The organism is Larkinella humicola, assembly GCF_008727875.1.
In the GTDB taxonomy this organism is placed as follows: Bacteria; Bacteroidota; Bacteroidia; order Cytophagales; family Spirosomataceae; genus Larkinella; species Larkinella humicola.
The window spans coordinates 86837-108065 of sequence record NZ_VTWS01000006.1; the positions used below are offsets into that span (position 1 = coordinate 86837).

Annotated in this window: 20 protein-coding genes; 11 read left to right on the forward strand and 9 right to left on the reverse strand. The window is 53.2% G+C overall.

The annotated features are described in order from the left end of the window. The first annotated feature begins 81 nt into the window (after nucleotides 1-81). Both F0P93_RS21920 and F0P93_RS21925 read left to right on the forward strand, forming a co-directional pair. Nucleotides 82-303 (forward strand): hypothetical protein, encoded by a 222-nt coding sequence (locus tag F0P93_RS21920; RefSeq protein WP_150879885.1) that lies wholly within the window; start codon nucleotides 82-84, stop codon nucleotides 301-303. 84 nt (nucleotides 304-387) lie between these two features. Beyond that, the gene (locus tag F0P93_RS21925) at nucleotides 388-1185 is read left to right on the forward strand and encodes a TIGR02757 family protein (protein ID WP_150879886.1); all 798 of its coding nucleotides are present in this window, start codon (nucleotides 388-390) and stop codon (nucleotides 1183-1185) included. Between the two features lie 12 nt (nucleotides 1186-1197). On the opposite strand, the gene F0P93_RS21930 is transcribed toward F0P93_RS21925, so the two are convergent. Both F0P93_RS21930 and F0P93_RS21935 read right to left on the reverse strand, forming a co-directional pair. After that, nucleotides 1198-2031: a hypothetical protein gene (locus F0P93_RS21930; RefSeq protein WP_150879887.1), complete on the reverse strand. Its 834-nt coding sequence runs from the start codon at nucleotides 2029-2031 to the stop codon at nucleotides 1198-1200. Nucleotides 2032-2197: 166 nt separating this feature from the next. Continuing rightward, nucleotides 2198-3298 carry an acyloxyacyl hydrolase gene (locus F0P93_RS21935; protein WP_150879888.1) on the reverse strand — a complete coding sequence of 367 codons (1101 nt, stop codon included), beginning with the start codon at nucleotides 3296-3298 and terminating at the stop codon, nucleotides 2198-2200. 270 nt (nucleotides 3299-3568) lie between these two features. Here F0P93_RS21935 and F0P93_RS21940 point away from each other — a divergent pair, with 270 nt between their 5' ends. Continuing rightward, nucleotides 3569-4534, forward strand: coding sequence for an aldose 1-epimerase (locus F0P93_RS21940; protein WP_150879889.1), 966 nt, complete (start codon nucleotides 3569-3571; stop codon nucleotides 4532-4534). Between the two features lie 76 nt (nucleotides 4535-4610). On the opposite strand, the gene amaB is transcribed toward F0P93_RS21940, so the two are convergent. Continuing rightward, nucleotides 4611-6143, reverse strand: a complete 1533-nt coding sequence (gene amaB, locus F0P93_RS21945; RefSeq protein WP_150879890.1) for an L-piperidine-6-carboxylate dehydrogenase — start codon at nucleotides 6141-6143, stop codon at nucleotides 4611-4613. Nucleotides 6144-6406: 263 nt separating this feature from the next. Here amaB and F0P93_RS21950 point away from each other — a divergent pair, with 263 nt between their 5' ends. Further along, a complete protein-coding gene (locus F0P93_RS21950; protein WP_150879891.1) occupies nucleotides 6407-7066 on the forward strand; it encodes a hypothetical protein in 660 nt (219 codons plus the stop codon). A 104-nt stretch (nucleotides 7067-7170) separates the two neighbouring features. Further along, nucleotides 7171-8790, forward strand: coding sequence for a hypothetical protein (locus tag F0P93_RS21955; RefSeq protein ID WP_150879892.1), 1620 nt, complete (start codon nucleotides 7171-7173; stop codon nucleotides 8788-8790). 102 nt (nucleotides 8791-8892) lie between these two features. Here the strand turns inward: F0P93_RS21955 and F0P93_RS21960 are convergent, their stop codons facing one another. The 3 genes from F0P93_RS21960 to F0P93_RS21970 form a co-directional block, all read right to left on the reverse strand. Then, entirely contained in the window at nucleotides 8893-10053 is a 1161-nt protein-coding gene (locus tag F0P93_RS21960) for a PepSY-associated TM helix domain-containing protein (RefSeq protein ID WP_150879893.1), read from the reverse strand. Nucleotides 10054-10065: 12 nt separating this feature from the next. Further along, nucleotides 10066-12390, reverse strand: a complete 2325-nt coding sequence (locus tag F0P93_RS21965) for a TonB-dependent receptor (RefSeq protein ID WP_225309597.1) — start codon at nucleotides 12388-12390, stop codon at nucleotides 10066-10068. Nucleotides 12391-12597: 207 nt separating this feature from the next. Then, on the reverse strand, nucleotides 12598-13185 hold the full coding sequence (locus F0P93_RS21970; RefSeq protein WP_150879895.1) for a DNA-3-methyladenine glycosylase: 588 nt from the start codon (nucleotides 13183-13185) through the stop codon (nucleotides 12598-12600). Nucleotides 13186-13250: 65 nt separating this feature from the next. Between F0P93_RS21970 and F0P93_RS21975 the strand changes: the two genes are divergently transcribed. Beyond that, nucleotides 13251-14303: a saccharopine dehydrogenase C-terminal domain-containing protein gene (locus F0P93_RS21975; protein WP_150879896.1), complete on the forward strand. Its 1053-nt coding sequence runs from the start codon at nucleotides 13251-13253 to the stop codon at nucleotides 14301-14303. 30 nt (nucleotides 14304-14333) lie between these two features. Here the strand turns inward: F0P93_RS21975 and F0P93_RS21980 are convergent, their stop codons facing one another. After that, complete coding sequence (locus tag F0P93_RS21980) at nucleotides 14334-15224, reverse strand: YicC/YloC family endoribonuclease (RefSeq protein WP_150879897.1); 891 nt, start codon at nucleotides 15222-15224, stop codon at nucleotides 14334-14336. Between the two features lie 5 nt (nucleotides 15225-15229). Then, nucleotides 15230-16390: a 4-hydroxythreonine-4-phosphate dehydrogenase PdxA gene (gene pdxA / locus F0P93_RS21985; RefSeq protein WP_150879898.1), complete on the reverse strand. Its 1161-nt coding sequence runs from the start codon at nucleotides 16388-16390 to the stop codon at nucleotides 15230-15232. Between the two features lie 157 nt (nucleotides 16391-16547). Between pdxA and F0P93_RS21990 the strand changes: the two genes are divergently transcribed. The 5 genes from F0P93_RS21990 (at nucleotide 16548) to F0P93_RS22010 (ending at nucleotide 20060) form a co-directional block, all read left to right on the forward strand. Continuing rightward, on the forward strand, nucleotides 16548-17522 hold the full coding sequence (locus tag F0P93_RS21990; protein WP_150879899.1) for an NAD(P)-dependent oxidoreductase: 975 nt from the start codon (nucleotides 16548-16550) through the stop codon (nucleotides 17520-17522). Continuing rightward, nucleotides 17522-18361 (forward strand): serine hydrolase, encoded by an 840-nt coding sequence (locus F0P93_RS21995; RefSeq protein ID WP_150879900.1) that lies wholly within the window; start codon nucleotides 17522-17524, stop codon nucleotides 18359-18361. The genes F0P93_RS21990 and F0P93_RS21995 overlap by 1 nt, the downstream gene beginning before the upstream one ends. A 1-nt stretch (nucleotide 18362) precedes the next feature. Next, complete coding sequence (locus F0P93_RS22000) at nucleotides 18363-19055, forward strand: uracil-DNA glycosylase family protein (protein ID WP_150879901.1); 693 nt, start codon at nucleotides 18363-18365, stop codon at nucleotides 19053-19055. A gap of 101 nt (nucleotides 19056-19156) precedes the next feature. Next, complete coding sequence (locus F0P93_RS22005; protein ID WP_150879902.1) at nucleotides 19157-19693, forward strand: CD225/dispanin family protein; 537 nt, start codon at nucleotides 19157-19159, stop codon at nucleotides 19691-19693. Nucleotides 19694-19715: 22 nt separating this feature from the next. After that, the gene (locus F0P93_RS22010) at nucleotides 19716-20060 is read left to right on the forward strand and encodes a DUF2752 domain-containing protein (protein ID WP_150879903.1); all 345 of its coding nucleotides are present in this window, start codon (nucleotides 19716-19718) and stop codon (nucleotides 20058-20060) included. Here the strand turns inward: F0P93_RS22010 and F0P93_RS22015 are convergent, their stop codons facing one another. Continuing rightward, nucleotides 20061-21212, reverse strand: coding sequence for a BamA/TamA family outer membrane protein (locus F0P93_RS22015; protein ID WP_225309598.1), 1152 nt, complete (start codon nucleotides 21210-21212; stop codon nucleotides 20061-20063). It lies immediately after the preceding gene. Nucleotides 21213-21229: the final 17 nt, after the last annotated feature.

Sequence of the window (21229 nt, forward strand, 5' to 3'; positions counted from 1 at the left end):
AATCATTTTTAACTGTTTAACAATTAAACCATTCAAACCATACAGCCATTTAACCATCCTCCAGTTTTATTCGACGTAGCTATGATTACACCAGAACAAAAAGCCGAACGCATTGCCCGCCGGCACAAAGAACGGGAAGAGAAGATGAAAGCAACCACGGGCTACAAAGTCTGGAGTACCGTTTTCACCCTTTCCTACCCGATCATTGCCCTGTTTACGGCCCTGTTTTCCATCGTTGTTTCATTTTTTTCCAAGATCTCCCAGGGCGTGGTTTACGTGTTGAGTGGCGGAAAAAGTAAATAGAAGTCTGCCCATCCGAAATTTTCCGGCACATTCAGAAACCCAATCGAATACCTGCCGTCTCCCTTTGTGGTTCAAACCGTCCTCATGTACGATTCCGTTTCTGTAAAAGAATTACTCGACCGAAAGGTCGGGCAATACAACCAGCCTTCATTCATCGAAAAAGATCCCATCAGCATTCCGCACCGGTTTAGCCGACTGCAGGACATCGAAATCATGGGATTCTGGGCCGCTGTGCTGGCCTGGGGACAACGCCCGGTCATTCTCAAAAAAGCCAGCGACCTGATCGACCGGATGGACGGCGCACCGTACGATTTTGTGCGGAACCACCAGGACACCGATTTGAAGCGGTTTTTAGACTTCAAACACCGCACATTCAACGCGACGGACACCTTGTATTTCCTGCATTTCTTTCGCCAGTTTTACCAGCACCACCAAACCCTGGAAGATGCTTTCATACCTGCTTGTAACCCCGAACAAAGACCAAATGAGGTCAACTGGCACCCGGCAGGAATCTTCCTGGAAACGTTTCACAACCGGTTTTGCGATGATCCTTTTTTTCCGGATCGGACCCGCAAGCACATCGCTACACCTACCCGCAATTCGTCCTGCAAACGGCTGAATATGTTTCTGCGCTGGATGGTTCGGCGCGATGAGCAGGGCGTTGACTTCGGCATTTGGACCCGCATCCAGCCGGAGCAACTGATCATTCCCATCGACGTACATGTGGAGCGCGTGGCCCGGAAACTGGGGCTGCTGGACCGCCCCCAAACCGACTGGAAGGCCGCCGTTGCGCTAACCGAAACCTTGAAACAGTTCGATCCGGCCGATCCCGTACAATACGATTTTGCCCTGTTTGGACTGGGCGTAGAAGGCGAAATGTAAGCCCGGTTTGGGTTATTCCAGAAATAAACCCGGGAGGTTGATTTGGTGAATAAACCACCAGTTGCTCTCATTTCCGTAACAAACCAACTGTCCCTTGTTGGTAAACAACGGTTTTTTATGCCATTCCCGTCCATACTGAAGGGACAGGTGAACGATTCCCTTCCGTTGGTTTTCGTCCAGATCAATGCCTTCGATCGTCCAGCCGACGAGCAAATAGTTGCCCAGATAAGCCCGGTACGTATCAAACTTTAAAATCACATGCTGATACAATTCCTCCAGCGGATTATTGTTGATGTAGAAGTGAGGAGACAGGCAACTTTCCAGTCGCTCATAGTCATACTCGAATAAACCGGTGAGTAACTCGTCGGCAACGAAAATACAGGAGTGCGTATAATCCGGACAGTAATAATTGTAGTCGATGCTGTAACTGATGCCCGGCAAACGGATCTCCCTCACTTCCCGCTTAAAAACCATCTCGGTCAAAAACGAGTAAAGTTTCCGATCGTCCGCGTTGCTGTGCGGGTCAGATATAGCAATTTCAATTCCGTTGTGGGCCAGTAACACGAGTATCCGGTCGACTTCCTGGCTCACCTGCCAGTCCGACAACTCAGTGGAGGGGCGAAAAAACGGTCGTCCGATGAAATCATAAATCGGGAGAATACGGGCGGTGAGCGATAGCTGGTAATATAATAAGTTATGCTGCCTCTCCTTGTAGTCTACGATCTCTTTCGGCAAGCGTCCTTCTCCAAACAAAGCTTCCCGCTCCAGGGCGTGTTTGAGCTGACTGATTTCATTATGGGCTTTGTATATTTCATCAGGGGAAAGTATTTCTTCGGATGCAAACACGGCGAACGAAAAATTTAGGTAGTTACATAGTATAGTATTGCTCACTAAATACTATACGATAAATAACCTCAAAAGTCACATTTTCTCTTTCATTTTCATCAAATAAATATCTTTTTAAACCCCGGTTTCCTGCCAGAGCCGAAACGACCGGCATGCCATCGGTGGCCTACAGGCTATAGCCTGCCATAACGCTAAAGCCTTTGGTATTTTCGCCATACGCTTTCACGCTCATTCCCACCGTAATTCCATTGTGTAGCCGATAGAGCAAATTATACCGCTGATAGGTCGCCGGCTTATACCGAATGGGACGGATGATGTTCCAGCCGTGGTGGGCTGCAAAAATAAAGCGCCCCTGCCAGAATTCGTACCCCGCCAGAATGGTAGCCTGACGGGCATCGGTGGCTTTGCCTTTGGTCCAGGTTATGAGCTGCTCTTTAAAATACCGGTCGTCTACCAGTTCGAAACCCGCCGAGAAGGTATGATTTCGCGTCAGCCGGTATCCTCCCACGGCGTTCACACCAAACACCGGCAGTGCCATTTCCGGCTTTTTATCGGTTTCAGGCAACACCCGCACCGACCCCATCATCAGTACCCGGCTCATCCAACGCCGGGCCAGGGGGGCCGGAACCCACAGGCGGGTGTCGGGGAAAACCGCCGGATGCAATTGGTACTGCGCTCCCAGGGCGATGGTCGGCACATTCATGCCCTGATTGGGCAGTCGCGTACCGGCATTGGAAATATGGTTGTAGATTGCGCCAAGCGTCAGATCCCACTGCTTCGTCAGCCGGTAATGGCCCGTAAAACTGGCGGCAATCAAAGCACTGACGGGCATGCTGAAGTGGTCATTAGTGGGATTCTTGACGGGGTCGTAAACCCGGGTCAGGTAGGTAAGCCCGGCTAGCCCCCGAACCGAAAAATACAACCGACTGCGGTAATTGATCAGGGGTTCAAAAAACAGACCGGCGCCCATCGTGCGGCCGAGCGGATCGGGATTGCGGAACGTAATGTAGTTGACATACCCCCCCACCTGCGCAAAACACTGGCAGTTTTCCCAGGCGCGCCGACGCAAACTTACCTGACTATACGCCAGTTCAACCCCAATTGGCGTTTGCCGGGAAGCCGGAACAACTTGATTGGATTTTGAAATTCCCTGCTGCCAGGTTAAACCAAATTGCCGCTGAGCCGTTAAAGTATCTGTATCTGCCTGTCCATATGCCGACGTCATGAAAACCGGCAAAAGCCCGAGAAGCCTATAAAATTTCCGCATAAATCCTTGTCTTATAAATAGATTTTTAATTGCTATTTTTCAACAAGTTACATGCCATTTTTCATCTTTTAAAAGTTATTTTATTCAAGACGGTCACTTTATTATTTAGTACTATTTGTGATGGCTTTAATCCAAAAACAGTCCTTTCCGGGGCTCTTCACAATGGAACGAAGACCCACAAAAAACAAAAAGTGTCTATCTTCGTGTTTCCGGTTTAGTACCTAATGCGTACCTGACTATCCCCAGTTGACATCTTAATCGAATCGAAAAATGCCTTTTGAAATCCACCATCAGCCTTTTGGCTTGCTAACCGAATACGTCATTCAAAACACCGAAACCGGAGAATTTGTCAGTCTTCTGCCCGCCCACGGTGCCATAGTCCGGCAACTGGTGCTGCGGCACCGGGGTTCAACTCAGGAATCCAACCTGGTTTCACTCATCCGGGCTCCCAAATCGCAACAGGCGTTGCTGGCCGACGAGACCCACGCCAGCGCCCTGCTTTTCCCGTTTCCAAGCCGCATCCGGCACGGCATTTATGCTTTTGAGGGGGAAATGTTTACCCTCCCGATGAATGAAGCCCACCACGATAATGCTATTCACGGTTTTGTCTTTGGAAAAGCCTTTGAACTGTTTGGACAGGAAATCAGCACATCGGAAGCCTCGCTGACGCTCCGCTACCTCCACGACGGCTCCTACCCCGGTTACCCCTTTCCGTTTGAATTCCGAATCCGGTATACGTTGTCATCAGCCGGCCTGACGGTGACTTACGAAGCGCAAAATACCGGCAACAGAACCGCTCCCGTCAGCTTTGGCTGGCACCCCTACTTTACTCTGAATGAAGAACCCGTTGATCAACTAACCATCGAATTACCGGCCGCCAAGCAGGTTTTGCTGGATGACCGTCTGCTGCCGGTTGGCGAAGAACTTTTCGAACAGAAAGGCGAACTGGCGCTCCGCGATCGGGTGCTGGATGCGGCATTTATCGTTGAAGAAAACAATGGAGAGGGCGTCACGACGGTTTTGCGGTCGGCCAAACAAGGTCTGCAACTGAACGTCTGGCAGGAAACCGGCCCACGAAAATTCAAGTATCTGGTGGTCTATACCCCCGCCGGTCGCGACAACATCGCCATCGAATCGCTCACCAGCAACGTCAATGCCCTCAACAACGGCCAGGGCCTCATCATTCTGGAACCCAACGAAGTGGCCAAAGGCACTATTCGGGTTAGTTTGAGTTAAGAGTGATGAGTTAAGAGTTGGCTGACGCATTCAATGGCTCAGGCCAACTCTTAACTCATCACTCTTAACTCTTAATTCATAATTCAAATTTAATCCCCTGCGCCAGTGGCAGTGTGGTTCCGTAGTTGATGGTGTTGGTTTGACGGCGCATGTAGGCTTTCCAGGAATCGGAGCCGGATTCGCGGCCGCCCCCGGTTTCTTTCTCGCCCCCGAAGGCCCCGCCAATCTCGGCTCCCGATGTGCCAATGTTTACGTTCGCAATGCCGCAATCCGACCCGGCAGCTGAAAGGAACCGCTCAGCTTCGCGCAAATTGAGCGTAAAAACCGATGATGACAAGCCCTGCGGAACACCGTTTTGCAGCGCGATGGCTTCTTCCAGCGTCTGGTATTTCAGCAAATACAAGATCGGCGCAAACGTCTCGTGCTGAACAATTTCGGTCTGCGCGGGCATCTCGGCAATGGCGGGCCGGACGTAACAGCCCGATTCGAAAGCGGGGCCTTCCAGCACTTCGCCGTCGATCAGCAACCGTCCCCCCTGCTCCTTGATCTGAAACAGGGCCGATTGATACCCCGACACAGCCGCCCGATCAATCAGCGGCCCGACGTGGTTTTGTTCCTCCAGCGGATTTCCAATGCGAAGCTGTCCGTAGGCTTTTACCAGACGCTGTTTGACGTCTTCGTAAACTGACTCCTGAATAATCAGCCGTCGCGTGGACGTACACCGTTGCCCGGCGGTTCCTACCGCCCCAAACACAATGGCGGGAATGGCGACGTTCAGATCGGCATGTTGCGAAATAATAATGGCGTTGTTTCCGCCCAGTTCGAGCAAATACCGGCCCAGCCGCCCGGCAACGGTTTGCGCCACCGACTTACCCATGCGCGTGGAACCGGTGGCCGACACCAGCGCAATCCGCGGGTCTTCCGCCAGCCACGTGCCTACCTCACGCCCCCCCGTAATCAGACACGAAACGCCTTCCGGAACCTCATTTTGCTCCAGCACATCTTTGATAATCTGCTGACACGCCAAAGCCGTGAGGGGTGTTTTTTCCGACGGTTTCCAGATGCAGACGTTGCCACAAACCCAGGCCAGCATCGCGTTCCACGACCAAACCGCTACCGGAAAATTAAAGGCCGAAATCATACCGACCACCCCCAGCGGATGCCACTGTTCGTACATCCGGTGGTCGGGGCGCTCACTATGCATGGTTTGGCCGTAGAGCTGCCGCGACTGACCCACGGCAAAATCGCAGATGTCGATGATTTCCTGAACCTCGCCCATCCCCTCCTGCAGGGATTTTCCCATTTCGTAGCTAACAAGCGTGCCGAGTTCTTTTTTATACTGCCGGAATTGTTCACCCATCTGTCTGACAATCTCGCCCCGTTTCGGTGCCGGAACGTTCCGCCATTCCAGAAATGCCGCCCGGGCGGTTTCCACCACCTGGTTGTAGTCTTCGTGGGTGGTGGGAAAAACGCGGGCCATCAATTGCCCATCGACGGGTGAATACGAATCCAGCAGGTGTTCTTCCCCTGACGAGTGCCAAAAGGCCTGGCCCGTACTGGTGCCCGACATCAGCGGCTGTGTTTTTAGTTTTTGAAGGAATTGTTGCATACCGGTAAATTATTCAAAAGCCAGCCGTTTAGCACCCCAAAAGTTGCCCTGACTAGTGTGAGAACAAAATTATGATAAAGGAACCTGTTAATGTGATAAATATTTTTCAACCCCGACCAATTACTAATATTTCATATCCATTTCAACTTTGTTGTCTGATAATTGCTTAACTTCCGATAATAAATCTGTTTACTAACTAATAAGTGCGTATGAATAAACCAGTTACAGCTTTTTTAATAATCTTTTTAATCACCACCAGCGCGATGCATTTAGCCGCACAATCGGTTCGTGATTCCATCCGATTACAACCCGCTCCGTACGCCATTGGTTTGCAGCTTGGCTCAACCGGACTGGGAATTCAGTTCGCAAAAAAACTCCGCCCCGATGCCCGGCTGGTTGGTCGAGTCGGCGTTAGTTATTTTGCTTACGACGGCGTCTTTCGGGTAAAAGCCGGGGAAGGCAAGCTGAACATTACGCCCGATCTGGTGATGGGTATTGCGCTGGCATCCGTCAAGTGGCACCCGTTCAAGCGAAACCAGCTATTTGTCACCGGCGGAGTCGGTTATACGTGGCGGCCCGATGTGAAAGCCAATGTGATTGCCGAGGGCAAGGTAAAATTTGGCGGGATCGAGATTGCGGAAGAAAACATGGGTGTTGTCAACGCGTCTCTGAAGTGGAACAGCGTGCTGGGCTACGCCGGTTTTGGATACGGCCGCTCCACGCCCATCCGCCGGTTGGGTTTTGCGGTGGAGTTAGGCGCGTATTACCTGGGCTCGCCCAAAGTTGATCTGCAATACACCGGTTTTCTGGAAACCACCACCATCGACGAACAAATACCGGTTATTCAGCAAAATCTAAAAAGCTATCGCTTTCTCCCTTCGCTTCAATTTTTATTGACCTACGGTTTATTCAGAAGAAAATAGAGTATAGATGAAAGAAATGAGACCCATAGCCATGGTGTATCTACAAGCCAAGCTTCGTCTTTCTTCTCTTGTCTCTCCTCTTTACTCAACAAAATCATCTCGTTATGAAACGCTTGTTATCAATGGTATGTGTGCTGGTGGTAGGGTTGCTCGATGCATGCCAGAATCCGGTCGAAAATGTTGAACTTAAGTTTAAAGACCCGCTGGCGGTGGCCGTTCAGGTCAAATACACGATTCCAGCCGGGTTGACGCCCGATAAACTAACCGTCAAAATTGCGGGGCCGGACGCCGAAAAAATTGTTACGACGCTCAATACTAAAAAATTCAAACTGACTTCCGACGGAAAACTGTTTTTGTGTTTGTCGCCATCCACAACGGTATCCTCCACCGCCCCGATTCGGTTCAACATTGTGACCCTGGCCGATGAGTTGGTCGATAATATTCAGGAAATCAAGTTGGAAAACACAACACCCCGCAACCTGACCATTCCGCTGCTGAGTAACAAAAACAACGCCGAACCGGCCCACCAATCGTTCAAGAGCAGCGACAACGGGACGGTGCAAACGTCGGCCACGGTGCAGACGAAAGCCGAACCCAATGTGACCCAGGCAACCGTCACGGTGCCGCAGGGCAGTGAGGTGAAAGACGTGGCCGGCCAGCCGGTGGGGGGCGAACTGACCGTAACGGCCGATCCCATCAACAACAGCTCCACGTCCAAAGCGGTTTCGGAATTACCAGGCAACGGCATCATCAATGCATCGACGCCCGCCGGTGGTTTTCTGGGCAATCAGCAGGTGCTTTCGGTAGCCGGTGGAGCCCACATAACAGTCTATAACGACGACTATCAACTCGCGAAAACGTTTTCGAAACCGATCCGGATTTCCTTTGCCCTCAATTCGCAGATGATGAACCCAACGCTGGGACGAAACATCCAGCCGGGTGATGTCATTCCGTTGTTCAGCTTCGATGCCATTTCCAATAAATGGACGCGGGAAGAATCCGGCAAGGTGCAGCGAGCGGCCAATGGCAGTCTGGAATACGTGGCCGACATCAGCCACCTTTCACTCTGGGTGGCGGCTTTCACCGAAGAAGTTTGCGCCGACGGCCCCACGTTCAAGTTTCTCAGCAGCTACCCCGACCGCAGCCCGGCCTACCGCGTGGAAGCCATCGACCAGGATGGCAACATCGTCGTGCGCGCCGGAAATCCGCTCACCTTCGCTACGGCCATTAACAACGGCAGTTCCATTCGGCTGACCAACCTGAAAAAAGGGTTGAGAATCCGGCTTCGGTTGTACGACAATGCCAGCAAAGCCTACGTTTCGCCCGAAATCGACGCCTGTGCCAACAGCGAGGTTTCGTTCGATCTGAAAGCGGTTCCCTACACCCCATTGCCGCCCGCAGCGCCCGACAGCCGCCGGGAAGTGACCATTTTCTTCAACTTCAAGTGTGGCCCCAACGGTGTGAATCCCGACAAGTTGCCGTTTAAAGTCCTGTATGCGCAATACCGGGCTGCCGGAAGCCAGGACGACTGGCAGGACCTCCCCACGCTGGCGTTTCCTTCGCTCAGTGCGAAAGTGATGATTCAGCTCAACAAGGCGTATGACTTGCGAGCCGGTTCCATCCCGGATCGTCTGGATATTGAAATCAACAATTACACCGTCACCAGCACAAACTGGCCCATTAACTTTACAACGGAAGAAAGTAAAAATTACTGTAATCCGTAAGGTCAGTGTAAGGTTTACGGTATTCGGTTTACGGTTTACGGTGGCTGACGCGCGCTTACAAGGGAATGCGTCAGCCACCGTAAACCGAATACCGTAAACCGTTTAAACCACCTGAGCCTTCGCCACGCGCCGTTGCGGTTTGAGACCCTTTTTCTTCCGGCGTCCCCACCAGATGATGAAGCCGGTAACGGGCAAACTGGCGCAGATCAGGCTGGCACAGAAGGCCAGAATTTTACCGGGCAAACTCAGAATGGCCCCCACGTGAATATCGTAGTTCATCCGCCGGAGTTTATCGCCGAAACCGGCCGTTTCGTATTCGCCGAAATAAGGTCCTTCGCCGGTTAAGGCTTTCAGTGTGTATTGATCGAAGGTGTAATAATCTGTTTTGTAATAGGTTCCGGGTCGGTGGTTGATCGAAACTGAAATGGATTCCGAGGCTCGTTCGGGGCAGGAAATATACAGGCTGGCGGTTTCCGTTTTGTTCTTGTAAAACTGCTGCCAAAGCCGGTCCGTGGGATTTGCATACCGCCGGGTTTGGGTTGAGTCCGACAGAGGAAGCTGGTAGTCCGGCATGGTTTTTCCGCCCGAGGTGGTCCAATAAATCGATTGGGACAGCCACTGAATTCCGAAAATCATCCCCGTGATGGCCAGCACCAGCGAAATGAACAGAGCGTAAAAACCGGGCACGTTGTGGAGGTCGTAATTGACCCGTCGCCACTGGGCTTTCCACTTGATTTTGAAGCTCTTATCCCGATTGGATCGACTCCATTTTTTTGGCCACCACAGCACCATTCCGCTTATCAGCAGCATCGTAAAAACCAGCGTCCCATACGCCACCACCGGTTGCCCGATTTCTTCCGGTAACCACAGGTAATAATGCCCGTGGAGAATGAAATGAAAGAAATCCGTTTCCTCATCCACCACCTTCAACACTTCGCCGGTGTATGGATTCAGATACACCTGAACGTAGTAATCGGGATTCGCACCGTAAAACGGCACGTTAACGCTGTGGCCCAGCGCCCCGTAATTGACGCCTTTCGCCGGTTTTCCCGGAACCTGCTTCTCCGCAATTGCCTGTAATCGGGAAGGCGGCAAAACGACGCCGTTGGCTACCGGCTCAACATACTGAAACGGGCGAACGAAGCTTTTTATTTCCTGCTCAAAGGCCAGTATGCAGCCCGTGATCGCCACCACAAACACCAAAAGCCCGGACGCCAGTCCGAGCCAGAGGTGTAGTTTTCCAACTAACTTTTTTACCGTCATTCGATCTACCTGTCAAAATTTATACCCTAAACTCAGCCGGAAATTGCGGGGAGCCTCGGCCTGCCAGTAATAGGCTTTGCTCCAGGCATAATAGGCCCCCGAATACAGATACGCGTCCAGAATATTGTTCACGTTCAGCGCGACTCTCATGCGGTTATTCTGCCAGGAAATGGCACCATCCAGCCGGAAGGTGTTGGGCAGCGTCGGTTTGTCATCGACGGCATCCGAAAACCAGCCGTAGCGGTCGAGTTGCCACTGGTACCCGAGCGAAGCCCCCAATCCCTGCAAAGCGCCCTTCCGCAAGCGATGCGAGAGCCAGGCGTTGGTCACGTGTTTGCTAAAACCGGGAACCGGCAGTCCCACGTTTTCCGACTTCGTGTCTTTCGTAATTTTGCCATCGGTGTAAGCGTAATTGATCACCAGGTTCATGCCGGGCAACAGTTCGCCCCGTACGTCCACTTCAACCCCTTTGGTCTGGGTTTCGCCCAGTTGAATCGAATAGTTCGGATTGGTCGGATCGGTGGTTAACACATTGTTTTTCGTGATCTGATAGACCGAAACCGTCGAGTTCCAGCGACCGTCGGCCCAATCTTTTTTCAAACCGGCTTCGAGGTTATTGCCCGTAATCGGATCGAAAGCTCTGCCCTGCCGGTCGGCACCCGACTGCGGCACAAAAGCCTGGTCATACAGGGCGTAAATTGAAGTCTGTTTGTTGATCGAACCGCTGATCCCGACGCGGGGGGTGAACTTTGTTTCATTCGTTCCGGCTCCGTACTGGCTGTCTTTCACCGACGTCAGCCGACCCGCCAGCGTCAACCGAATCCGGTCCTGCCAGAACCGTAGTTCGTCCTGAACGTACAAACCGGTGAATGACTGGCTCATGACGTTGACGCCGGCACGGGCCCGCAGGCTGGTCGAGCGGTCGAATTTCGGAATCAAATGAGCGGGCAGGTAATAATTCGGCGAATTGGAGTTGAACACGAAGGTGCTGTCATACAGCGGAAAACTCTGGTTCCAGTCGGCCATGTATTTTTTGTTCCCCAAGTCCAGCCCGCCGAGAATCCGGTGGACGACCGGCCCGGTCGTCACTTCGCCATTGACAAAAATTTGCCCGAACTTGCTTTCGTTGGCGGCATCCCAGATTCCGTTGTAGCTGTAAATCCGCCCGTCGGTTTTGGCCGAATCGGCCCAGAGCGAACTGCCAACCTGGTTGTAATTGAAATACGCCAGTTGGCCCGTCAGTTTCCAGTTGTCACTGATCTGGTGCTCAAAAATCAGGAAAGCACTGTGGTCATGAATAACCGACGGATCGAGGTTGGCAAAGGAGTTGGTTGCATTGCGGGGCTGTTTGGCCAGGCCGTTGGCGTCGAATACGTACGCGGAACCAATCGCCGACATCTGGGAATACTGGTAGGTATATTCGGCCGTAATCGATGTCTGCTCGTTGATTTTGTACTTCACCACCGGCGCAATCGTATACCGGTTATTGAACTCGAAATCCCGGTGCGAGCCTTTCGACTGCCCCATCACATTGAGTCGATACAGCAGGCGATTGTCCTGGCTCAGTTTTCCGTCCAGATCGAGGGTGGCGCGGTACGTATCGAAACTTCCGACCGCGAAGGCGGCTTCGCCACGGGTCACCCCGGTCGGTTTTTTGGTCACGACGTTGTAGAAACCGCTCGGTTCGCCGTTGGCCATCATAAAACCGGCGGGGCCCTTCACAAACTCGATCCGTTCTACCATCGATAAATCTTCCGCCAGCGGTCCCCAGGTCGATTGCACGTTCATCCCGTTGCGGAACGGAGCCACCCGCGATCCGCGCATGTTCAGCCGGGCGTAATTGTCCCAGTGTTCCTGCCGGGTAACGCCACTGACGTTCCGGGAAACGCCTTCCAGCATGTCGAAAATCTGTTGATCGGCGAGCAACTGCCGGTTGACCACCTGGATGTTTTGCGGCACTTCCAGCAAGGGCGTTTTCAGGCGCAGGCTGGATGAGGGAACGTCGGTTTTGTACGAGTTTTTCCCTTCGACCACCACTTCATCCAGTTGTTCGGCGTTTTCGAGCACGGTCAGATCGGGCACCTGAGTGGTTTCACCCGCCACTACCGCCACGGCCTGGCGAATGCGGGCGTGGCCCACGCGGCTGATGACCAGCACCTGCGGACCAGCCGGTACGTTCGGGATCAGGTACTCACCGGATTCGTTGGTAATGGTTCCCAGGCGGGTTCCTGCCACGCGAACGTTGACCTGCGTTAGTGGCCGGGCATCGGCAGTGCGGGTTTTTCCGGTAATCGAACCGGTATTTTGAGCCATTGCCGAAAAGCAAAACAGACTCATACAGAGCACAGACAGGGGTATAAAGAGCCGGTTTGGTAATGTAGATTTGATCATTTCGGTTGTATTCTTAATCATTATTTAGACTAATTATTGATTGCAAAGGTATATCCGAACGGGTTGCGTCCCAATATTTTCATCAAAATTTTAGTCGAATTTGGCAAAAACCAGCTCTAGCCTGTGAAAAGCGCCTTTTATCGTATTAAGAATTTACGGCTTACTCACAAACCGGTTCCCTTTCACATAAAACCGGTACGGCAAATCGGAGCCCTGCGTGATGCCGATGCGCGTTGTCGTCACTATGTCGATGTCATTCCGCACGCTGGGGCGAATGTAGATACCGGATTCCGTCAGCGACCAAAAGTTATGGTCCCGCGAGATGCCCATCGCAATGACCAGTTTGCCGGGGCCGCTGGTCAGTCCGCGCAAACCGGCTTTGGTAGCGGGATCGAGATTCCGCCGTTCACCCATCAGGTTGATTCCTTCGGTGGGTTCGAGCGCCCGAATCAGAACAGCCTCCCCCACATCTTCCGGCCCCGTAACAACGTTCAAGCAATGGTAAAAACCGTAGATCAGATACACGTAAAGCGTTCCCGCCGGGCCGAACATGGCGGCATTGCGGGCGGTTTTGCGTCGGTAGGCATGGCAGGCCGGGTCGCCGGTCAGGTAAGCTTCCGTTTCTACGATGATGCCCGCCGTGGTTCCTTCCGGGCTTTCATGAACCAGTTCGCAGCCTAGCAGACGTTGGGCGAGCGTAATGGTATCGTGATTTTCGTAAAATGTGAGGGGTAATTTCATGAATTCCTTTTCTGTAAAAACTTAGTACCTTGCCAATGCAGATCGTTCAATGCATAAACACGCCTATGAAAAAAGTTCTTGTGATTGGCCTGGGAAAAGTCGGCTCGCTGGTCGGGATTCTCCTCAACAAACGTTTCACCGTAACCGGTTTTGACAAAGTACCACCGGTCTACGATCTTCCTTTCCCGGTTATTTCGGGTGATGTCACCGACGAAGCCACCCTCCGGCAAACCCTGGCCGGTTTCGACGCCGTGGTCTCCTGCCTGCCCTACAACCTGAACCTGCCGATTGCCACCACCGCCTGGGAGCTGGGCCTTCATTATTTCGACCTGACGGAAGACGTGCCGACCACGACCGCCATTCGGCTGATGGCCGAAACTGCCAAAGCCGTCATGGCCCCGCAGTGTGGGCTGGCGCCGGGTCTGATCGGTATTGTTGGGGCTGTCCTCGCCAAACGGTTCACTAAACTGCGGGACATTGAACTGCGCGTGGGCGCTTTGCCGCGCTATCCGAACGGCTTACTGGGTTATTCGTTTACGTGGTCGCCAGCCGGGGTGATCAATGAATACCTGAACGATTGTGAAGTGATTTCCAACGGCGTTTTCAAAACCGTCCCGGCCCTCGACGGCATCGAAGTGATCAACATCGAAGGGCAGGAATTCGAAGCTTTCAGCACCTCCGGTGGCCTGGGAACCATGTGTGAAACCTACGCCGGACAGGTCGATACGCTGAATTACAAGACCATTCGTTACCCTGGTCACGCCAAACTGATGCGGTTTTTGTTGTACGAACTGATTCTGAAAGACAAACGCGTTTTGGTCGAGCAGATTCTGACCGAAGCCAAACCGCCCGTGCAGGCCGATGTGGTCTATGTGTATGCCGTGGTCGAAGGCTGGAAAGGGACGGTTCTCGAACGCGAAGAGTTTTACCGGGCCTATCACCCCCGCGAAATCGACGGGCAACCCTGGCGGGCCATCTCCTGGACCACCGCCGGATCGGTGGCCGCCGTGGTTGAACTGGTAGCCGACGGTTTGCTGCCCCAGAAAGGCTTCATCAAACAGGAAGACATTCCACTTGAACACCTGCTGGCAACCCAGAACGGAGCGTTTTTCAACTAGAGCGCGCCGACGGCCCGGCGCTGTCAGGGCTTAGATCACATTCAGCGTCTGCTCCTTGATTTTCTCCAGTTCGTCTTTCATCTGCACCACCAGGCGCTGAATGGCGGCATCGTTGGCTTTGGAACCGATGGTGTTGATTTCCCGGCCAATCTCCTGCGCAATGAAGTTGAGCTTCTTGCCGTTGGCTTCCTCAGCCGCGAGCACTTCCATGAAGTAGCTCAGGTGGTTTTTCAGCCGAACTTTTTCTTCCGAAATGTCAAATTTCTCGATGTAATAAATCAGCTCCTGCTCAAACCGGTTCTGGTCGAATTCGTCACTGCCCATCAATTCAACCACCATCGTACGCACCCGTTCACGAACCGCCGGAATGCGCTTCACATCCTGCACCTCGATCAGCGTCAGGCGGTCGGTAATGATCTGGATGTATTCCCTAAACTTGATTTCCAGGCCATTGCCCTCCTGCTGCCGGAATTCGTCGCATTTCCGAACGGCTTCCAAAGCGGTCAGCTGAATCAGTTCCCAGTCGCTGGCGGCCGTGTCCGACGCACTGGAGGCTTCGGAGTTGAAGGCGTTGGGCTGTTGCAAAGCCAGTTTGAACAGATCCCCATCCGCCACATCCAGCAAAAGTCCCTGCGAGGTTTCGCGGAGGTCTTTCAGGTAGGCTTCGATCAAGGGGCGGTTGACGGTCACCCCCGGCCGAACATCCGTCAGACGGGTCACATTAAGCGACAGCTCCACTTTGCCGCGCTCCAGTTTCTGCGTGAGCAGATTTCGCAATTCAACTTCTTTATCGGAGAACACCCTCGGTAACCGGCAATAAATATCCAGAAACTTAGAATTCAACGTTTTTACTTCAGCAGTTACCGTCAGCCCGTTGGCTTCCTGGGTCGCACTGCCGAACCCGGTCATCGATTTTAGCATAATTTTTAAGCAGACTGCTCACTTATTTTACCACTTGGAGTTTTCTTATTCAACGAAGTCAGTTCAATTTCCGCCATTTCTTTGCGGTATTTCGACACATCACAGGCGACGTAAATCGCCTGAATCATCGAGGTTTCATCGGCCAGATTTTTCCCGGCAATGTCATACGCCGTGCCGTGGTCGGGCGAGGTGCGAACCACCGGCATCCCGGCCGTAAAATTGACGCCCTCGTCGAACGCAATGGTCTTGAAAGGAATCAATCCCTGATCGTGGTACATCGCCAGCACGGCATCGTACTTGCGATACGCCCGGGTTCCGAAAAAACCGTCCGACGCAAACGGACCGTAAATCAACTGTCCCTTGTTGCGCAATTCCTGAATCAGCGGTTTCAGAATTTCCTGCTCCTCGTTGCCCAGCAACCCCTCCTCGCCCGCGTGCGGGTTGAGCCCCAGCACCGCAATGCGTGGTTTTCGGATGCCAAAATCGCCCCGTAAAGATTGGTACATCAGTTGCAGTTTTTGCAACACTTTTTCTTTGGTGATGTTCGAGCGGATCCGACCCAGCGGAATGTGGCCCGTCACGACACCAACCCGCAACACATCGCTCACCAGAAACATCAGGTTTTCTTTCACCCCGAAGGCTTCGGCAAAATATTCGGTATGACCCGGAAACTGGAAGGTTTCGGTCTGGATGTTATTTTTATTAATCGGAGCCGTCACAATGGCATCCAGATGACCCGCCTTGAGGTCTTCCGTGGCCCGTTGCAAACACGCCAGCGCGGCCTGTCCGGCTTCGGGCGTCACTTTTCCCGGCTGAACTTCCTGGCCCTGCCGATCTCCCCCCGGATTACCGCCCTGGTCGTTCCAGCAGGTAATGACGTTGGTAAACTTCGGATTGGCCTGCCCAACCTGCTGAATCCCGTTCAAATTCCAGTCTTTCAACGACAGGCCACTTTGCTGCAACATATTCCGATAGCGGTTCAGAACACGCATCGAACCATAGATAACCGGGGTGCAGATTTTCTGCAAGCGGTTGTGTTGCAGGGCTTTCAGGATGACTTCCGGCCCAATCCCGTTGTAATCCCCGAGGGTGATGCCGATGACTGGCCGACGGGTTTGGGGTTCCGGTTGGCGTTCGTTATTTTTCTCCGATTGGCGCGGTTCCATTTAAGTTAGTAGTTTCGCCCTTGTGTTCGATTGAACGATGAACAACGCCTACAGAACAGCAGTTTTTCTTCCCGAAGCCTTTTGTAAGCGTTCTCAGATCGTGTTCATTCGTCATTGTTCATGGTTCATTTTTTTGCAAGTTACAAAAACCATACGGATGTCCCAGATTCAACCCATAATCCTGATTGCCGACGAAATGCACCCCTCGCTGTTTCCCATGCTCGAACAGGCGGGGTTTGCCTTTCGGTATGAACCCAAAATCTCGCGAAGTGCGCTGATTGAGCAGATCGCCGATTACGAAGGGTTGCTGATCCGGAGCAAAACGCCGGTCGATGCCGAAGTGCTGGCAGCGGCCCAACGGCTCCTTTTTATCGGCCGGGCCGGTGCCGGACTCGACCTGATCGATCTTGAGCTGGCCCAGCAGCGAAACATTCACGTTTTCCACGCGGGGGAAGGCAACCGCGATGCGGTGGCCGAACATACCGTGGGCATGTTGCTGGGCTTGCTGGCCAACATTGCCAAAGGCGACCGGGAAGTACGCCGGGGCGTTTGGGATCGGGAAGGAAACCGGGGCTACGAACTCGGCAGCCTGACCATCGGCATCGTCGGGTTTGGCAACAACGGTCGGGCCACGGCGCGTCGGCTCAGCGGTTTTGGATGCCGGGTGTTGTGTTACGACAAATACCTGACGCAGTATGCCGGAGCCTACGCCCAGGAAGCCGCAATGGAGCAGATCCTGGAAGAAGCCGACGTGCTGAGCCTGCACGTTCCGCTGACCGACGAAACCCGGATGATGATCGGCGATGCGTTTATCGAACGCGTCGAAAAGCCGTTTTTTCTGATCAATATTGCCCGGGGCGAAATCGTGTCCCTGCCCGCCCTGGTGCGGGGGCTGGAAAGCGGAAAAGTCCGGGGGGCGTGTCTGGATGTGCTGGAAAATGAAAAACTCGCCAAACTGACGCCCGATCAGCAGGCTGCGTTCGATTATCTCCGCCAATCAGACCGGGTTTTGCTGACGCCCCACGTGGCGGGTTGGACCCACGAAAGTTATGTTCGCATCAATGAAGTGCTGGTGACCCAACTGAAAACTGTACTTCCCAACCAACCTGACTTAAACGTTCCATCCCGGTAATGACCCTCGTTTTTCGATTCACTCTCTTTCTCTCCTTCTTTCTGGCTCCCATTTTGGCAACGGCTCAGCTTCTGCCCGATAAATTAACCGGTTATCTCCAAAAATTACCGGCTCAGACCCAGGTGAATGTAGCCTTCGAATCTCTGACCGACAGCACCCGGTTTTTTCATCTTTCCGACGAACTGGTTCCATCGGCGAGCGTCATCAAGATTCCGATTCTGATCGAAACGATGGAACAGGTAAAAGCCAGGAAATTCGATCTCGACAAAGTTCATGTGCTGCTGGCATCCGAGAAAACCGGTGGTTCGGGGGTTTTGCAAACCTATCCCGACGATAGTAAAATCACCAACCTGGAGGTCCTGACCCTGATGATGACCCGCAGCGACAATACCGCCACCAACATTCTGATCCGGGAACTAGGCATGGACCACATCAACCGCCGAATGCAAACCCTGGGCCTCACGAAGAGCCGCCTGAACCGGGTGATGATGGACACGCTTGCCGCCAAACAGGGCCGGGAAAACCGGGTAACCGCCCGGGAAATGAACCTGCTACTGAAGAAAATTTATCGCAACGAAGTGGCGACACCGGCCCTCTGCGCCCAGATGATCGACATCTTGAAGCGTAACGCGGACCAGACCACGTTCCGGCTGTTTCTGCCCCCATCGGCTGTTATTGCCCACAAAACCGGGGAGCTTACGTACGTCCGGGGGGATGCCGGTATTTTTTACGTCACCAAGCCCTTTCTGCTCTCGGTTTTTGTGCAGGGCACCACCACCCCGGAAGCCGAAAAAATCATTGGCGAAATCGCGGCCATTTGCTACAACCAGTATCAGTAAGATGGAAACCTTTGCCGACCGTGCGATTGCCTACTACCTGGGTTTGAAAGAGCCGACGAATCTCCCATCCGGAGTTGGTGCACTCAATCCGTACCGGCAACCGGAAATACAAGCCATTGTCAAGCAGTTCTTTACCACCTATTTTTCAGACAATTCGCCCCGGGTATACATCCTGGGCATCAATCCCGGTCGCTTTGGCGCGGGGGTAACGGGTATCTCGTTTACCACACCCCAAAATCTCCAAAAATACTGCGGGATCGACAACGATCTGCCGCCTTCACCGGAGCTTTCAAGCCGGTTTATTTATCAGATTGTCGAAGCCTTCGGCGGTGCAAAAGCATTTTACGGGCAGTTTTTCCTGACGTCGCTTTACCCATTGGCCTTGGTGAAAGACGGGAAGAATTACAATTTTTACGACGATAAAGCGACGACTGCTACCCTCTGGCCCGCCATTGCCAATACCGTCCGGACGCAACTTTTATTCGACCAATCCGGTCTGGAGAAAAACCGGCGGGTGGCGGTTTGCCTGGGGCGAAAAAATGAAGCGTTCTTTCAAAAACTCAATCAGGAACACCGGTTTTTCGACCGAATCGTAACCCTCGATCACCCACGCTATATTCTGCAATACCGCAGCCGGGATATTGAATTGTATGTCGATCGGTACGTACGCACGCTGGCCGATTGCCTTTCGTAAAAAAAGGAGGGCCGGAATACGCATCAATGGACATCTTTTTCTATCTTTCAAACGGCTAGTTTTTTGAGGATCAATCCCCAACCATTCCTTCCTTTTTCTACATGAAGCAATATTACTATCTGGAGGGCAACCAGCAGCTCGGCCCGTTTACCTTGGAAGAACTGCGGTCGAAGCCCCTCAAACCGGACACCAAAGTCTGGACGCAGGGCCTGCCCGACTGGGTTGCGGCCCAAACCGTTCCCGAAATCAACGAATGGCTTTCCCGCCCACAGGCACCACCAGTTTACCCGGTCCAACCCCCAACGCCAAACCCACCGGCGTATCAGCCTTTTCAGGAGTCGTACACGCCGAATCAACCGTTGTCGGCAGGCATGGGAAATCGGCCCAAAACCTGGCTGGTGGAGTCCATTCTGGTCACGCTCTTCTGCTGTCTGCCCTTCGGCATCGCCGGCATCGTCAATGCCTCCAATGTTGAAACCCGCTACAGCAACGGTGATTTTGCCGGTGCACAACGCGCGTCCGACGAAGCCGCCAAGTGGACCAAAGTGAGCTTTTTTGTGTCCATCGGTTTTTGGGTGCTGTACCTGGCCGCCATCTTCATCGGCATTCTCAGTGGGGTCTCTAACTCGATTTTTTAACCGGTCCGGACCAGTTATCCTCGTGGTTTTGCTGCTTGGCATGGCGGGGCTTTACTTCTGGTTCGATCCGGCCCGGGTGTCGTTCTTCCCACCCTGCCCCTTCCGGTTTCTGACGGGTCTGGACTGTCCGGGATGCGGTTCGCAGCGCTGTCTCCACCAGTTGATGCACGGTAATCTTCGGCAGGCTTATCACCACAATCCGCTGCTGGTTGCAGCACTCCCCTACGTTTTAACGGGAATGGTGCTGGAATACACGCCTTTGCGGAAAAGCCAGGCCGGTTTTCACCAGCGGTTCTACGGCAAAACCGCCAGCCTGATTGTGCTGGGAATCGTGCTTGTTTACTGGATCGGAAGAAATCTGGTCTGACTAAAACGCTTCCCCCAGCGAGATGTAAAAGCCGGTGCCTTCGCGGGTCACGCCCAGATCGGCCCGCAGGAAAACGTCTTTTTTCTGGAAGAACAAAAACCGGACGCCCCCGCCCGCAGCCCACCGGACCTGATCGACCTGAAACGATCGGAGGGTCGGCGAAACCGTCCCTAAACCGGCAAATACCGTTGCGCCCCAGCGTTTGCTGAACCCGAACGGAAGCCATCGCACCTCGGCCTGCCCCGCCAGCACGTTCTTGTCGCGGTAGCGCCCCAGGTAATAGCCGCGCATCAGCGATTCGCCCCCGATCAGCCCCAGGTTGTTGAAAGGGATGTCGCCGGTCATAAACGTACCGGCCAGTTGCAGGGCCAGCACCCGGTTGGGGCGTCCCAGCGGCCGGAACAGGCGGCTATCGAGCACCACACTCCGGTACTTGAAATCACTGCCGAAACCGGGCTGGTACCACAAAATACCGGTCTCCAGAAATCTACCCTTCCGAACATTCAGCACATTTTTCCGGTCGTCATACACCACCGCAGCACCCAGCCCCATCGTGGTGGAGCCTTCATATCCCAGCGGCAAGTCAAAATGGGGTTTGTTTTCCGTTTCGAACGAAACGCGTCCGATGTTCTGAAAATCGGCCTCGGCACCGGCGTACCAGTTGTTTTTGACCTGCCGAAGAATACGCTGGCGAATCTGGACGTAACTGGAATTGACCAGCACCGGATTGCCCGATGAGGTGGACGGTCCAATACCGTAATAGAGTAGAGGAAACTGCTGATAGCGGGCTTTCCCCAGAAAAAAATACCGGTTTTTGTTGGTATAAGCCGCATTTTCGAGCAACGCACCGAACTGTCCCCGAAACGTAACAAAGGTATACAGGACGATCTCGCTGAGCCGGTTGACGACGGTATCCTTTTTGGCGTAGAACAACGAAAATGTCCGGATGCCCACCTCCACGCTGGTTTCGGGCGCAAAACCGGCAGTGGGAAAAATCAGTAATTTAGACGTAGCGGCCGAAGAAGTATCGTTGAGGACCCGTTTTACATACCGAACGAGCCCCCCCTGCGCCCAGGCAGATGAAACCGTTAAACCAAAAAACAGCACCAGCAAACTACTTTTCAGGTGAATTCCCATCGTTCGTTCTTGCATTCACCTCTTATAACTGG

Coding starts and splice junctions, on each gene's coding strand:
- pdxA (WP_150879898.1), bottom strand. CDS start 16,390: ATGGAACCGCGCCAATCGGAGAAAAATAACGAACGCCAACCGGAACCC.
- amaB (WP_150879890.1), bottom strand. CDS start 6,143: ATGCAACAATTCCTTCAAAAACTAAAAACACAGCCGCTGATGTCGGGC.
- F0P93_RS21970 (WP_150879895.1), bottom strand. CDS start 13,185: ATGAAATTACCCCTCACATTTTACGAAAATCACGATACCATTACGCTC.
- F0P93_RS21955 (WP_150879892.1), top strand. CDS start 7,171: ATGAAACGCTTGTTATCAATGGTATGTGTGCTGGTGGTAGGGTTGCTC.
- F0P93_RS21940 (WP_150879889.1), top strand. CDS start 3,569: ATGCCTTTTGAAATCCACCATCAGCCTTTTGGCTTGCTAACCGAATAC.
- F0P93_RS21980 (WP_150879897.1), bottom strand. CDS start 15,224: ATGCTAAAATCGATGACCGGGTTCGGCAGTGCGACCCAGGAAGCCAAC.
- F0P93_RS21990 (WP_150879899.1), top strand. CDS start 16,548: ATGTCCCAGATTCAACCCATAATCCTGATTGCCGACGAAATGCACCCC.
- F0P93_RS22000 (WP_150879901.1), top strand. CDS start 18,363: ATGGAAACCTTTGCCGACCGTGCGATTGCCTACTACCTGGGTTTGAAA.
- F0P93_RS21935 (WP_150879888.1), bottom strand. CDS start 3,298: ATGCGGAAATTTTATAGGCTTCTCGGGCTTTTGCCGGTTTTCATGACG.
- F0P93_RS21995 (WP_150879900.1), top strand. CDS start 17,522: ATGACCCTCGTTTTTCGATTCACTCTCTTTCTCTCCTTCTTTCTGGCT.
- F0P93_RS21950 (WP_150879891.1), top strand. CDS start 6,407: ATGCATTTAGCCGCACAATCGGTTCGTGATTCCATCCGATTACAACCC.
- F0P93_RS21925 (WP_150879886.1), top strand. CDS start 388: ATGTACGATTCCGTTTCTGTAAAAGAATTACTCGACCGAAAGGTCGGG.
- F0P93_RS21920 (WP_150879885.1), top strand. CDS start 82: ATGATTACACCAGAACAAAAAGCCGAACGCATTGCCCGCCGGCACAAA.
- F0P93_RS22005 (WP_150879902.1), top strand. CDS start 19,157: ATGAAGCAATATTACTATCTGGAGGGCAACCAGCAGCTCGGCCCGTTT.
- F0P93_RS22015 (WP_225309598.1), bottom strand. CDS start 21,212: ATGCAAGAACGAACGATGGGAATTCACCTGAAAAGTAGTTTGCTGGTG.
- F0P93_RS21965 (WP_225309597.1), bottom strand. CDS start 12,390: ATGAGTCTGTTTTGCTTTTCGGCAATGGCTCAAAATACCGGTTCGATT.
- F0P93_RS21960 (WP_150879893.1), bottom strand. CDS start 10,053: ATGACGGTAAAAAAGTTAGTTGGAAAACTACACCTCTGGCTCGGACTG.
- F0P93_RS21975 (WP_150879896.1), top strand. CDS start 13,251: ATGAAAAAAGTTCTTGTGATTGGCCTGGGAAAAGTCGGCTCGCTGGTC.